The organism is Alcaligenes pakistanensis, from assembly GCF_014652815.1.
GTDB lineage: Bacteria > Pseudomonadota > Gammaproteobacteria > Burkholderiales > Burkholderiaceae_B > Alcaligenes > Alcaligenes pakistanensis.
This window is the reverse complement of sequence record NZ_BMZN01000002.1, coordinates 636413-650695: the sequence shown is the minus strand read 5'-3', so window position 1 is coordinate 650695 and position 14283 is coordinate 636413. Positions and strand designations below refer to the sequence as shown.

Below are 14283 nucleotides of genomic sequence, written 5' to 3'. Positions count from 1 at the left end.
TGGCACGCTCCTGACACAAGGTTATGGGCACTGCTGTCGGCGACAAAAACAGCACCCCTTACTCTATCGACGAACCAGCTTGAAAACACCGGAACAAAAATGAGAACTATTTTTGATAAACAAAAAAGAAAGCTGGCGGCTTCCTTTTCAAGCTAGGGTGTTATTCGCTTATCCGCAGCTGCCCGTTAGGCAGAGTCTGGATTTTTACCGGCACCAGATCCGGCAAGGTTTGAATCAAAGCCAGCGGCTCGTTCACACTGAACACACCCGCAACCTTGTATGTTTCAAAGCGCGGGGCATCAAACACGGCCGCTTGTGGCAAATAACGGTTGATCTGTGTCACAGCCTGAGCCAAAGGCGTGTTCTCAAATACAATCAGGCCGCTACGCCAGGCCAAGGCCGTATTCAAATCCGCTTTCCGTATTTGTCCCAAGGGCGCATCCGCCGCGCTGTACACAGATTGCCCGCGCTCCAGCAAGCGAGTATCCCGATCCCACCAGGCCCCCTGCTGCACTTTGACCGAACCGGACTCTACGGTCACCTGCAACTGCTGCTGTTCATGCAAGACATTGAATCGAGTGCCCGTTACCACCACTTTGCTTGACCCCGCATGCACGACAAAAGGACGTGAACGATCGGGTTGCACATCAAAAAACACCTCACCCGCATACAGATCAACTACACGCTCGTTTTCATAAAAACGAATCTGTGCCCGCGTACCCGTATTAGCCGTCAACGTTGAACCATCAGGCAAAGACAACTCCTGATGCAGCCCACGTGCAGTCGTTAAGCTTGTCTGGTAGGAAGGATCGGTATTCAGACCCGCTCGCAGGCCCACGACAGCAAGCAGGCCTGTCGCACACACACCAGCCGCCATGCCCCAGGCAAAACGGCGACGGGGCTTATTAACGGGCATAGCAGCCCGCGAAGCGTGCAACGCCGCCCGCAACTCGGACTCAGGAATCTGCAAAGTCGCCTGCCAAATCGCCTCCAGATGGCGATAGCAGCGTTCATGCTCCAGATTGGAGTCTCGCCATTGCTCAAACGCGCGCCAATCATCAGGCTTGGCATCACCCGAGCGTAGATAGGAAAACCAGGCTGCGGCCTGATCCTGTGCGGTGACTGCGTTCAGGACATCAGGGGGCATACTTCTGTAACCTTGTACTCAAATGTCGCAGCGCTTTATTCATATGCTTTTCTACCATGGCGCGGGAGATGCCCAGGGCACTGGCAATCTCGGCATGGGAGCTGCCTTCCAGGCGCTGGTAAATATACACCTGCCTGCAAATATCAGGCAGTTCGTCCAGAACCACCATCAGATCATTGACCATTTGACTGGAATACACCTGGGACTCGGGGCCCAGAACCACCGGGTGCTCGGATTCATGTAGCTCGTGTAAGGGCACCATGGGGAGTTTTTCCTCCCGCCTGTGCCGGTCAATCAAACCGTTGGAGGTACTACGTTGCAAATAGGCAGCCGGATTATCGGCAGAGACTGAGCCGTTTTCCAGTATGCGCAGCACGGCGTCATGCATGGCATCTTCCACATCATGATCGATCTGGGATCGACGCCGCCATGCCCCCAGCAGCTCGCTGTAGTGAGCAAGCCAGGTTTTGCGGAAGGCACGACGGTCGGACATGAAAGCAGGAGCCTGTGAACAGATGAGAGGGATGATAATAACAACAATTCTCATTTCCAAACACATGAACGCTAGCTGCTTGCTCCTTCAGCATCGTATTCACGGCGTCACACTCTTTGGGTTCAGCACATATGCGTTCTTTCAGCGCTCACACAGCAAGCTGAGCTGCGGACAGTTCAAGCTGTAGTTATCCCAGAAGCCTGGCGGGTAGGCGTCCAGCGCCTGCTTGGTGATAAGCGGAGCTTGCCAGCGAAGAAAGCGAAAACCTGCTTTTTTCAGAGCAGCCTCGTAGTGCTGCTTGCCCCAGCTACCGGGCTGCAGAAATAAAAAAAACGGCTCCTACAAGAGGAGCCGTTTTTTCAGAGCTAAAGCCAGACCAGATTATGGCCTGATGAAGCTGCTCATCAGAGCTTTTGTGTTTCGCCGCCTTTAGGACGCCAGGACAGCATGCGTTCTTCAAACACACTGACCAAACCATCCAGGATCAAGGCGAACACGGTCAGCACCACAATACCCGCGAATACGGTATTTACATCCAGTGTGCCTTCGGCCTGCAGGATCAAATAGCCGACTCCGCTGGCCGAGCCCAGGTACTCCCCCACCACAGCCCCCACAAAGGCCAAACCGACCGATGTGTGCAAGCTGGAGAACACCCAGCTGGTGGCCGAAGGAATGTAGACGTAACGCAGCAACTGACGACGGCTGGCGCCCAGCATGCGGGCATTGTCCAGCAGTGTGGAGCTGACTTCACGCACACCTTGGTACACGTTGAAGAACACGATGAAAAACACCAGCGTCACCGCCAGTGCGACCTTGGACCAGATGCCCAGGCCAAACCACATGCCGAAAATAGGCGCCAAAATAACGCGCGGCATGGAATTGGCAGCAGTCAAGTACGGGTCCAGCAAGGCCGCCGCACGTGGCGAGAGTCCTAGCCACAGGCCGCAAGCCAGACCAGCCAGTGTGCCGATGACAAAGGCCAGCAGGGTTTCGCTTAAGGTCACCCCCAGGTGCAGGTAAATATCACCATTGGTGACGAACCAGGCCCAGATCACCTTGACCACTTCCAGCGGCTGGCCAAAGAAAAAAGCCGCTTTAGGGTCCAGTGTCAGGAAATGCCAGGACAGCAAAAGGACAATGAGCAGCGAGATTTGCCAGCCTCGCAGGGCCAGACGGGAACGAGTAAGAGATTTAGACATATCAGGCCCGCTTTTGCTGGGCATAGCCCTTCAAGACTTCGTCACGCAGGACGGCCCAGATTGCCGCATGCAATTCGACAAAACGGGGGTCATTACGCACCTCGGCCACGTCGCGAGGACGCGGAAGATCAACATGGAACTCACCAATAGGGTGTGTGCCCGGCCCGGCGGACAGCACCACTACACGATCGCTCATGGCAATGGCTTCGTCCAGGTCGTGAGTGATGAACAGCACCGCTTTACGCTGCGCCATCCAGATCTCCAGCACTTCGTTTTCCATCAATTGACGGGTCTGAATATCCAGCGCCGAAAAGGGCTCGTCCATCAGGATGATATCCGGGTCCCGGATCAGGGTCTGGGCCAGCATGACGCGTTTGCGCATGCCACCAGACATCTGATGCGGGTAACGATCCCCAAAGCCACCCAGACCCACTCGCTTGAGCCAGTCCTGGGCACGGGCACGGGCTTCGTCCTGCGGGACACCGGCAAACTCCAGGCCAGCCATCACGTTGGACTCGGCACTGCGCCAGGGCAACAAGGCTTCGCCCTGGAACATATAGCCTGCGCGTTCATTCACACCCTGCAAGGGCTGACCAAACACTCGCACTTCGCCTGCGGAAGGGGCCAGCAAGCCAGCCCCTACGTTCAGAAGCGTCGACTTGCCGCAGCCCGTAGGCCCTACAACAGAAACAAACTCGCCTGGAGCAATGCTCAGGCTGGCGTCACGAACCGCTGTGTACGTACCCTTGCCATCACGTGATGCAAATACACAGCTGATGTTATCTAAGGAAAGTGCTGCCTCAGACATTGGGGTACTTCTTGTTGGCATTGTCGACAAATTCATTGGTAAAGATTTTGCTGATATCGATCTTGGATGCGTCCAGATTTGGCACAAAGGCAACCAGCGCGTTCAAAGCAGTAGCGGGGCCATCAGCATCGACTCGACCATCGGGCGAGAGCGCTTCTTTATTGGCGTCCAGACATTGCTTATAGAGCTCTACATCACCCAGCAAGTAGGTGGCTGGTACGGTCTTAGCAATGGTTTCAGCATCGTTGGCCTGAATCCATTTGTCGGCACGCACAATGGCGTTGGCCAGGGCCTGAGCCGTATTGGGATTCTTAGTGATGAATTCTTCGGACGCGTACAAACATGCCGAGGGCATATTGCCCCCAAAAATGGTCTTGGTATCGGCCACCGTACGAGTGTCGGCAATAATGCGCACTTCGTTTTCTTTGAGCAAGGTGCCGATAACCGGGTCCAGATTGGCCATGGCATCGATCTGGCCGGTACGCATGGCGGTCACAGCACCGGCGCCCGCGCCAACACCAATAAAAGCTACGTCCGACGGTTTCAGACCGTTTTGTTCCAGATAGAAATTGACCATCATATTGGTCGAGGAGCCCGGTGCTGTCACACCGATTTTCTTGCCTTTCAAATCGGCTGGCGACTTATAGTCAGGCATCGTTTTATTGGACACAGCCAAAACGATGGCCGGTGCACGCCCCTGCTGCACAAAGGCGCGGTACATCTGCCCTTTAGCCTGCAAGTTGATGGTGTGTTCAAAGGCACCCGAGACGACATCGGCGCTACCGCCTACAACGGCTTGCAGGGCTTTGGAGCCACCGGCAAAGTCCGCGACTTTGACTTTGAGACCTTCGTCTTCAAAGTAGCCATTAATTTCGGCAATGGACAAAGGCAGGTAGTAGATCAGCGCTTTGCCACCGACGGCAATCGTGATGCTCTTTTTTTCTATTTCCTGCGCACGGCCCAGCGATGGCAATGACAGCGCTAGTCCGGATGCTCCAACCAGCTTGAGTGCATGACGACGAGTCAGTTTCATGGCAATCCCCTTCTTGTTGTTGGTCATTAACTATTTAGGTTTGATACTTATACTAAAAACAAAGAGGGGCTAGCCCCCTTGTCCGCTACGCGGTCAAACCTGTTTAGGTGGCGCGACGCTCCATTAAAGCCCAGGCAATGGTACTGGGGTCGACATACTCCAGTTCGCTCCCCGCTGGCACACCGCGCGCCAGACGAGTCACTTTCAAACCTTGGCTGCTGAGCATCTCCGCCAGATGATGGGCGGTGGTTTCGCCCTCTGCGGTGAAATTGGTCGCTAGTATCACTTCCTGCACTTGGCCATCACCGGCTCGCTCTAGCAAGCGGTCAAATTGCAAGGCATCGGGGCCTATGCCTTCCAGCGGCGTCAAACGCCCCATCAGCACATAGTAAAGACCTCGGTAGCCATGCGTAGCCTCGATCATGTTTTGATCGGCAGGCGTCTCCACCACACACAACAACGCCGGATCACGGCGGGGATTGGCACAGGTTTCACAGATAGTTTGAACCGTGAAACCATTGCAGCGCTGACAGTGCTGCAATGCCGTAGTGGCATGTTCAAGAGCGCGGCTCAATTGGTCGGCGCCTACCAAATCGTGTTGCAACAAGTGGTAGGCCATGCGGCGAGCGCTACGCTCGCCCACACCGGGTAGCCGACGCAGAGCCTGGATCAGAGCCCGAAGCGGTTCGGGCTCAGCGATCTGCGGTTCGTTCATTAGAACGGCAGCTTCATACCGGGTGGCAGTGGCAGGCCAGCGGTTACACCCGCCATTTTTTCCTGCGAGGTTGCCTCGGCTTTGCGCTGTGCATCGTTAAAGGCAGCAGCAATCAAATCTTCCAGCATCTCTTTTTCGTCTTCCAGCAAGCTGGGGTCGATCGAGACGCGGCGCACATCGTGGCGGCAGTTCATGATGACCTTGACCAGACCACCACCGGAAACGCCTTCGACCTCGATATCGGCCAAGGCTTCCTGCGCCTTTTTCATGTTTTCCTGCATTTGCTGCGCCTGACGCATCAAGCCGGCAATTTGACCTTTCATCATGGTTTGGTTTTCCTGATTGATTTAAATTGACAAGGGGCCATTTCAGGCGGCCCGAACCAAAGGAGTCGCCTTGACTGATCCGGCTTTGACGCGGGCATCAAAATCCTGGATCAGGCTCAAGACAAAGGGATCCTGAGTGACTTGCTCTTCAGCCTGCCGCTGGCGTTCAGCCAATTTAGCCTGCTCCACAGCATGAGCCGTTGCGTCGCCCGTATCCCCGTATTCGATCAACAACTGAATGGACTGGGCAAAGTATTCCGACAAAACGGTGCGCAAACGCGCTTTACCCTGACTGCCTTCCGTGGCCTTGATTTTGGCACGTAGATGAATTTCCTGCCCTTTCACGCCCAGCCATTCGCTTTGGCGAGCCAGTTCTGCCGCCCAGCCACTCAATGGCAAGCTGGTCGCCACATCGGGCCAGGTCTCTGGTTTCATCCCGCCCAGGCGCACAACACGCGGGCTATCCGAGCCGCTCTGAGGTACAGGCAAGCCCAGATCGGTGTCTGGCATCACACGATCAGACATGGACACCGAAGGCACATCGCCCTCTTCTTCAGCAAGCGCTGCGTCCATATCCAGAGGTTGGTAGTTCTCGAACTCTTCGTCCATGCCCTCGGACAACCAGGCAGGCTCTTCCGGGCCATCCTGAATGGGTGCCGCCGCCGGAGCTTCCTCGGCGACAGGCTCTACACGTGTAGCAACTTGGGCTTGCGAGGACATTAAAGGCTGTGCGGCGCTTTTACCTTGGGCCTTGGCAGATTCGGCAGCAGGATCTGCTGCCGCTGGTGGAGATTCTGCTGCTGTCTGGACTTCTGCTACATCGACGGCTGGACTTTCAGCCACCGGAGCGACAGGTGCCTCTTGAGGCTGACTGGCTACTGGACTGGATTCAGCAAGGCTATCACTGGCCTGTACCCCTGTAGGCTCGGGCGTGTCTTCCCAGGCCGGAACAAAGTCATCAATAGGAGCATTCTCTGCCGCTGGGGCTGTCGTTTGGGTTGGATTCGCGTTTGCAGGGCTGTACGCGACGGTCTGAGGCTCGGCCTGCTGGCCTACTGCCGCCTGCTGTTCGGCGGCTGCCTGTGCTTCTACAGGAGCGTCAAGCGGGGCTGGCTCTGAGACCGGAGTAGCTGCTGGAGACGCCGATGCGTCAAGTGCGCTGGCTGATACAGCGGCAGGAGCCACAACAGTCTCGGGTGAAGCGGTAACAGATACGGTGCTGGAAGCGGCAACGGCCGCATCAGAAGACCCATTTGAACCAGCTTGCGGTGGCACTGGCTGAGCCGGTACAGGCTCGGGCAACAGAGCCAACATACGCAAGCAGGCCATCACAAAGCCGGCGTACTCATCAGGGGCTAAAGACAGTTCCTGACGGCTATGCACCGCGACCGAATAAAACAACTGCACATGATCGGGCGACAGCGTGGGTGCCAACTGGCGCACAGCAGCCGACAAAGGATCATCATCCGTGATCGTGCCGGGAATACGTTGTTCGATAGCGATGCGAGACAGCAAGGTGGCCAGATCAGCCAGAGCGCCCGAATAGGACAGGCCACGCAGTGCCAAATCATCGGCCACGCTGATGATGGCTTGTGCATCGTAAGCGACCAGCGCTTGCAACAATTGCGCCAAATGGCGTTGATCGATCGTGCCCAACATGGCTTGCACAGCCTGAGCGCTAAGATCGCCAGCGCTATAAGCAATGGCCTGATCGCTAAGCGACAAGGCATCGCGCATGGAGCCATCCGCTGCCTGCGCCAATAGACGCAAGGCCGGGACTTCAAACTTCATTTCTTCCTGCGTCAGAATTTCTTGCAGGTGGCCCACGATAGAGGGCACCGTCATCTGCTTCAAATTGAATTGCAGACAGCGCGACAAGACCGTGACCGGAATTTTTTGTGGGTCAGTGGTGGCCAGAATGAATTTGACGTGCGCTGGGGGTTCTTCCAGCGTCTTAAGCATCGCGTTAAAGGCGTGCCCGGTCAGCATGTGAACTTCGTCAATCATGTAGACCTTGTAGCGGCCCGAGCTGGGGGCATACACCGCCTGCTCCAGCAACTGGGTCATTTCCTCTACACCACGATTGGAGGCCGCATCCAACTCGACATAGTCAATAAAGCGGCCAGCATCAATTTCAGTACAAGACCGGCAAACGCCGCAGGGCTTGGAAGTGATACCTGTTTCACAGTTCAGCGACTTGGCCAGAATACGCGACAAGGTGGTCTTACCCACGCCGCGTGTGCCCGTAAACAGCCAGGCATGATGCAGTCGCTGGGTATCCAGGGCATGCGTCAGTGCGCGCACCACGTGGTCCTGACCAACCAGGGTGTCAAAGGAGCGAGGGCGCCACTTGCGGGCCAGAACGAGATAGGTCATGCGAATTCCGGACGGCGTGAACCATCAATACAAATAAGCGAAAGGAAAAGTGTACCGGATTCGGTGCTGAAGGGAAGCAGATAGACCGGGCGCGCATAACCCGATAAGCAAATGAAGTGGCGAGCCTGACTCCGGCACTGATTCTGCACGGCTGTGGCTGCTTCGTTCCCGACCTGACCAGATTCACCGCCGAACCATGCGGAGGGGCCCGCCGACAAATAGTGTAGCATTAATACGGCACCCAAAGATCGGCCCTAGGGAAATAAAGCGCTGCCTGCGCAGGGCGTCCGTCCAGGGCTTGGACCTGTTCACAATAGCGCTGCAATTGCGGCGCATAACGCTCCAACATACGAGCCGAAAAATCCGCATGGCTTTCATGCTCAGCAGGTCGCCCCGTCTTGTAATCAACCACCAGCCAGTGATCTTCCTGGGAGATCGCCAAGTCAATAATCGATACCCGACCACTGACGTCCAGCAAAGACCATTCACGATAGGCTCGGGTAACCCCCAGCAACCAGCGACCCCGCTCTGTCTGTATGGTTGCCGCAATGGCTTCAAACAAGGATTGGGCCGCGTCATCCAGGTAAGTGGCAGGCACCCCTGCACGCAATAACTGACGGCGCATCACGCCGCGGCCTTGCTGCAAACGCTCTACTGGCCACTGCTCCAGGCCTTCACGTCCCAGCCTTTCCAGCCAGTCATGAGCCACGGTACCAATGGCTTTCTCATGAGTCGTATCCAAAGACCACTGCCAGCTTTGATATTGCGGGGTGGCTGCCTCTAACTGCTCGGGCGGCACGGCAGGCAGGTTTACGACTCGCTGCAATAAGGCGGCAGAACTCGACCCTGAATTGTCTTGCGGCACGCCTTGCTCAGCTTGCCAGACGGGGGCTTCTGGCTGAACCAGCACCGGCCAGACACGACTTAGCAAAGAGCGGCCATCGGGCTCACGCAGGCCTTTATCCTGGGTGATGCTCAACTCGGCAAACAAATGCAGCTCCTGACGGGCGCGGGTTAAGGCCACATATAAAAGACGGTGGCTTTCCTGCTCGGCGCGAATGCGTTCCCGAGCAGCCAGAAACTGCGAGACCGGGTCGCGCAGCTCACTGCCCTTATGGCTGATCGGGCCCAGAATCAGGCGCTCAGCGCTATGCTCCAGACGGATCAAAGGCTCGGAATCCGCAGCAGACTGCTTGTGCAGGCTGAACAAAATAACGGTTTCGAATTCCAGGCCCTTAGATTTGTGAATCGTCATCACCTCCACGGCTTTACCGGTACCTTGCGGGGTGGCGTACAGGGATTCGACACGAGCCTGTAATTGCTGCTGATCCGGCGGACCGTAGGGGCACAATTCCTCCAGCAGCCGCAACACTTGTTCAGCATCCGCCTGATCGGCCAGGCTTGGATAGACCTGTGGTCCACCCAAACGCACCCAACATTCTTGCACCCAACCCGCAAAAGGCATCAAGCCACTGCGGTTGCCCCGATCCAGCAAAATCTGGTAAGCGAACAAAAGACGGGTGCGCTCATTTGGGTCCCAGTCTTCAAAATTCTGATTGTGAGTTAACTCGGCCAGCGTCTTTGTGGGATGCAAGGCGCACAGGCGATGCAAACTCTCCAAGCGCAGACCGATCAATGGCGAACGCAAGACAGCCAGCCAGGCCAAACGATCTGCGGGGTGCGCCAGCGCACGTACCAACTGCACCAAGTCCGCCACTACCGGTCGTTGCTGTAAAGGTTCCAGTTCGACCGCACGACACGGAATGCCCTGCTCGCCCAGCTTGCGCACCAAACCATGCAAGTGCGAGCGGGCCCGCACCAGAATCGCAACCGGGTGCTCGCTCTCCTGATAACGCTGCAAGGCTTGGGCAGCACAACTGACCGCCTCTGCCACGGCACGCTCTTGAGCCGCCTGCTGAGACGGCACGTTATCTTCACCACGCGCTACCCGGAAATGCCAGGAGGGATGAAACTGTACAGCCCATTCGGGGATATCGGGTTTGAAGGCTGTGGAATGCTCGTAAGTCACCATGCCCAGATCCGGATCAGCCTGAGCTGGGAACAATTGCGCCCCCACCTGATTCACCCACTCCACCAGGCGCGGGTGTGAACGGAAGTTATTGCTAAGGTTGAGCGGCTCCAGTTCTACTTCACCCAGGCGTCTGGCTTGCCATACCTGCAGGAACAAACCCACCTCTGCTTTGCGAAAGCGGTAGATGGATTGCATGGGGTCGCCCACCAAAAACAGGCTACGCCCGTCGCCTGGCTCCCAACCACTGGTCAGCCGCTCCAACAACTGCACTTGGGACTGGCTGGTGTCCTGAAATTCGTCCACCAGCAAATGGCGTATGGACCTGTCCATGCGCAGAAGCAATTCGCCCGGCTCGTCGGCATCACCCAAAGCTTGCAGGGCACGCTGGGCAATCTCGGTGAAATCGACCTCGGCCTTCTCGGCAAAGCGCAATTTCAGCTGCGCCGCAGCCAGCCACAAAACCTGAATCAGATTAGAGAGGACTTCTTGCTGCTGCTCGGAATACTGTGCAGGCAACAGGCGGGCGCTAGCCAAACGCGACACCCAAGACTCCGCGCCCAAGCAATTGCCTAGCCATTCAGTCAGGGCTTCTTTTTGAGCAGTTTTAGGCGGAAAGCCATTGCGTACCGTCAGGCTTTTGCGTAAATCGCCTTTATCCGTCAGCAATAGCGCAGCCAGACCACGCCAGCGCGGCAAATCATCCATTACTGGTGCCAGCGTGTCGCCCTGCCAATCGGCCAAAGCCAATACATCTCCGGTGTCCAGATTCGAGGCCGCAAAACACGCCAAGGGAGCCAGAGTCCGCGCCCAACCAGGAGGCAAGGAATCGCTTAATTGCTGCAATTGCTGTTCCACTACCTCACGCAGGCTGTCTTGTAACAGGGCCACATTGCCGCCCTGCCCCACCGCTGGCAACCACTGGTCCCGACTGGCCAACATGCCCGCCAACAGTGCTTGCGCCTGAAGCAGGTTGACATCCATATGCTCCAGAAAACGCGCCACACTAGGCACACTTTCTGCCATTTCCAGCGTGGCCCAGGCGGCTGTCTCGTAATGCTCTAACGCCTTATCGGTAATGGCGGGAACGCCGCCCAAACCCGTGATCCAGGGCATGGCGCGCACCAGATGGGCGCACAGGGAGTCAATTGTGCGAATACTCAGACGTGCCGGGTACGCGAGCAAATCCCATTGCTGCTCCTGATTGCGCTGCATGGCAGCACGCGCCAGCTCCCAGCTGCGAACCCGGTAAGGCTCAGCAGGGCGATCCTGATCTGCCGCAGCCAGCTTTTCCAGCACGCGCGCATGCATTTCAGCCGCGGCCTTGCGGGTGAAGGTGATGGCCACAATCTCTTCTGGCCGCTGGACACGGGCCAGCAGGGCCAGGATTCGGTCAGTCAATAATTCCGTCTTGCCCGAGCCTGCAGGCGCCTGCACCAGAAAAGAGGACTCGGGGTCCAGCGCCCGTGCTCGGGCTGGGCTATCGCTAGGAACGGTCAGCATTACACCTCTCCCCCCGTATCTTGGAGGTCTTCCTGGAACAAACGTAAAAAGGGCAAAACATCGCAATACAGCAGATCGTTGCGATTCCAGATCTGATTGGCAGCCTGCCCTTGCAGGAACTCATCGGCCAGACCCTCTACCGCCTGCTTCCACTGTGCAATCTGTGCGGTCCACTGCTGCGCAGTTTCCAATTCGGTCAGGCCGTCAATCTCCATACCCGGTGCAGCCAAACCGCTTAAACCCACCTGACGGGCATGCAAACGCACAAAGGCCAGACCACTGACGGCTCGACCTTCATCATGCAAAGCAGCGGCATAAAACGGCAGCTGCAGGTTCACAGGCCGGGGCCGCAACCAATCTTTATCGGGACGTAGTTCGCCTATGCCGGTTTTGTAGTCCATCAGCAGCTGTTCGCCATCGGCCAGATTATCCAATCGATCCAGACGCAGGTTCAGGCGTAGCAAGCCCCGGCTCCAACTTAACTCTTGTTCCGTCGCCCCCAAGGCAAAAGGTGGGCGCTGGGCTTCCTGGTGAGCGTATTCAATTAACACTGCCAGCCCACGCTCCATTTCCAGACTACGCAGCACAGGCCCATAGTCTGCCAGTTCTTCTTGAGCGGCCTGATTGACACACTCTTGCACCACCTGCGACAGCGAGTTCTCGCCGATCAGCTCGTGCAAACTGTCCTGATCCTGTACGCGACGCCAGAACAGTTCAACGGCACGGTGCAAGAACATCCCACGCGTATTCATATCGCCCAAGCGGGCATAGTCCGGCAAAGCCTGACCGTGCAGACGAAATTTCACAAAGGCCCACAAAGGGTTCCGGGCCTGCGTATCCAGCACACTGATCCCGCCGCGTATGCGCTCTTCCATTTTCAAGCTGGGCCCTTGCTCATCCAGCAGCGCTTCTTGCGCCACGGCTTGCTCGCTCGGGACAGCCCAGGGCATATCCAACAAGGGCCAGTGGGCAATCAAAGGACTGGGACGGAGCTCTTGTTCACCCTGATGCAAGGGAGCACTTAATAAGACCTGTTTGCCACAGCGCAGCAAAGCAGCCAGCATCCAGCGCGCCCACTCCAATTCACGCTCAGGCGTACTGCGAGGCGCCTGAACCCGGCGCAAAACCTGGGCCGGAATCAAGGGATTGGGTTTGACGGCAGCTGGCAGAATATCGTCTGTCAGACCCAGGACCCACACGGCATCCCAGCGCCCGCCTTCCGCTTCCAGAAAACCCAATACATCCAAACGCGAACGAGGATCGCGCTGAGGCTGGAACGGGTTTTCACGAGCCATGCGAGCTAATGCACTTTGAGCCTTCAAGGCACTGATGCGGCCCAAGACCGGAGCTTGCTGTGCCAGTTGCAGCAGCAGGGCTTCCAAGGCCTCCAAGGTTTGAAACTGCGCACTATCCAGACGATGGGTGCCCGGAAAGCCCAGGGCTTCCAAACACTGGCGCATGACCGAGGCCCAGGTATCCACGCCTTGCGCGCCAGCAGAAACGGCATTGAAGCGTTCCATCGCCTTAGCCCAGGCCAAGGCCAATTCAGGCGTATGGAAGCTGAGCATGTCTTCGAATTCTTTGCGTCCAACTTGAGTGATGCGATTATCACGCCACGCCTTGTCGATACGGGCACGACCACCGGCTTCTGATTGTTCAGCCTGACACGCCCCCAAGCGTAAAGCTTCGCCCAGCATGGCGGGTTCTGCCTGTGCTTTGGTCGCCAAAGTAAACAAGGCTTTCAACCAGGCCAGGGCTGCTTCCACCACAGGCCACTCGGCCAGGGAACGGGCAGCCGCCACGTTATAGGGCAAGGCTCCCCGGTCGGTGTGCATGGCCTGCCGCAACAAGCGGTGCACCAGCGGCAATTGCGTTTCCAGCTGTGCCGCCACAATAGCGACGGTGCGATCCGGGTCTTCGTCCAATTGACGACGCGCCCACTGCACCGCCAAACGCCATTCTGTATCCGCATCCTGCGCCTGTACCCGCTGTACCTGACTGGCTGGCGCCTCTTCATGCTCCAGGCGCAAGATCTCTACCCCCATCTCCTGCAAGCCACTTAGCAAAGCCTGCAAGCGGGGGGAATATTCATGAAAACCATGCAACACCATATGGCGATGACGCATGTGCAAAGCACCAGCCTGTACCGCACTTAACACGCGTTCTGCCGCCAGATTTGCATCGTCCAGATCAGCCTGCTCCAGGCTTTGTCGGTAGTGGGCACGCCATTGCAAAAAGCGCTCGAAGTCCACACTGGCCTCGCCGGGCTTCAATTCAATATGCCATTCATCCAGCAAGGTATCGGCTTCACACGCCAAGCGTGCAGCCTGCCCCACATCCAGGAAATAACCGTCTTCCTCACACTGCTCGATGCTGTGCTCCCAGCGCTGCAAGGCGGCAAAGCGGTCCATCTGGTGCGCAGCCGGTTGCCACTGATCAGAAAAGCAGAGTTGATCGCTGGCCTGTGCCAGCCAGGCGCCCAAAGGCACGATTTCTGGAACCGCGACCGTTCCCCCTGCGTTGGCAAGGCGAGCCGATAGATGTCCGAGCAAGCGGCGGGCATAGCGCTTGTTCACGGTCAGGACGACCGTCTCGGCACTATTGAGCTCCTGCAATTGAGCCATGAAAACAGCGGGGGTGTCGTACATAGAAAA

Annotated in this window: 10 protein-coding genes and 1 other RNA gene; all 11 read right to left on the bottom strand. The window is 57.1% G+C overall.

All coding sequences use genetic code 11. The annotated features are described in order from the left end of the window. Nucleotides 1–160: 160 nt before the first annotated feature. A complete protein-coding gene (locus IE156_RS07940; protein ID WP_189391982.1) occupies nucleotides 161–1147 on the bottom strand; it encodes a FecR family protein in 987 nt (328 codons plus the stop codon). Beyond that, nucleotides 1137–1640 carry an RNA polymerase sigma factor gene (locus IE156_RS07935; RefSeq protein ID WP_189391981.1) on the bottom strand — a complete coding sequence of 168 codons (504 nt, stop codon included), beginning with the start codon at nucleotides 1638–1640 and terminating at the stop codon, nucleotides 1137–1139. The genes IE156_RS07940 and IE156_RS07935 overlap by 11 nt, the downstream gene beginning before the upstream one ends. A gap of 404 nt (nucleotides 1641–2044) precedes the next feature. After that, a complete protein-coding gene (locus IE156_RS07930) occupies nucleotides 2045–2839 on the bottom strand; it encodes an ABC transporter permease (RefSeq protein ID WP_189391980.1) in 795 nt (264 codons plus the stop codon). A 1-nt stretch (nucleotide 2840) separates the two neighbouring features. Next, nucleotides 2841–3647, bottom strand: coding sequence for an ABC transporter ATP-binding protein (locus IE156_RS07925; RefSeq protein ID WP_189391979.1), 807 nt, complete (start codon nucleotides 3645–3647; stop codon nucleotides 2841–2843). Continuing rightward, nucleotides 3640–4680, bottom strand: coding sequence for an ABC transporter substrate-binding protein (locus IE156_RS07920; protein ID WP_189391978.1), 1041 nt, complete (start codon nucleotides 4678–4680; stop codon nucleotides 3640–3642). The genes IE156_RS07925 and IE156_RS07920 overlap by 8 nt, the downstream gene beginning before the upstream one ends. Nucleotides 4681–4783: 103 nt before the next feature. Then, nucleotides 4784–5395: a recombination mediator RecR gene (gene recR, locus IE156_RS07915; protein ID WP_189391977.1), complete on the bottom strand. Its 612-nt coding sequence runs from the start codon at nucleotides 5393–5395 to the stop codon at nucleotides 4784–4786. After that, nucleotides 5395–5721 carry a YbaB/EbfC family nucleoid-associated protein gene (locus tag IE156_RS07910; RefSeq protein ID WP_094195825.1) on the bottom strand — a complete coding sequence of 109 codons (327 nt, stop codon included), beginning with the start codon at nucleotides 5719–5721 and terminating at the stop codon, nucleotides 5395–5397. The genes recR and IE156_RS07910 overlap by 1 nt, the downstream gene beginning before the upstream one ends. Before the next feature lie 42 nt (nucleotides 5722–5763). Beyond that, on the bottom strand, nucleotides 5764–8097 hold the full coding sequence (gene dnaX / locus IE156_RS07905; RefSeq protein WP_189391976.1) for a DNA polymerase III subunit gamma/tau: 2334 nt from the start codon (nucleotides 8095–8097) through the stop codon (nucleotides 5764–5766). Between the two features lie 115 nt (nucleotides 8098–8212). Next, an RNA gene (ffs, locus tag IE156_RS07900) (signal recognition particle sRNA small type) lies at nucleotides 8213–8310 on the bottom strand. Nucleotides 8311–8326: 16 nt separating this feature from the next. Beyond that, a complete protein-coding gene (locus IE156_RS07895; RefSeq protein WP_189391975.1) occupies nucleotides 8327–11629 on the bottom strand; it encodes a UvrD-helicase domain-containing protein in 3303 nt (1100 codons plus the stop codon). Further along, nucleotides 11629–14277, bottom strand: a complete 2649-nt coding sequence (locus IE156_RS07890) for a PD-(D/E)XK nuclease family protein (protein WP_189391974.1) — start codon at nucleotides 14275–14277, stop codon at nucleotides 11629–11631. The genes IE156_RS07895 and IE156_RS07890 overlap by 1 nt, the downstream gene beginning before the upstream one ends. Between the last annotated feature and the right edge of the window lie 6 nt (nucleotides 14278–14283).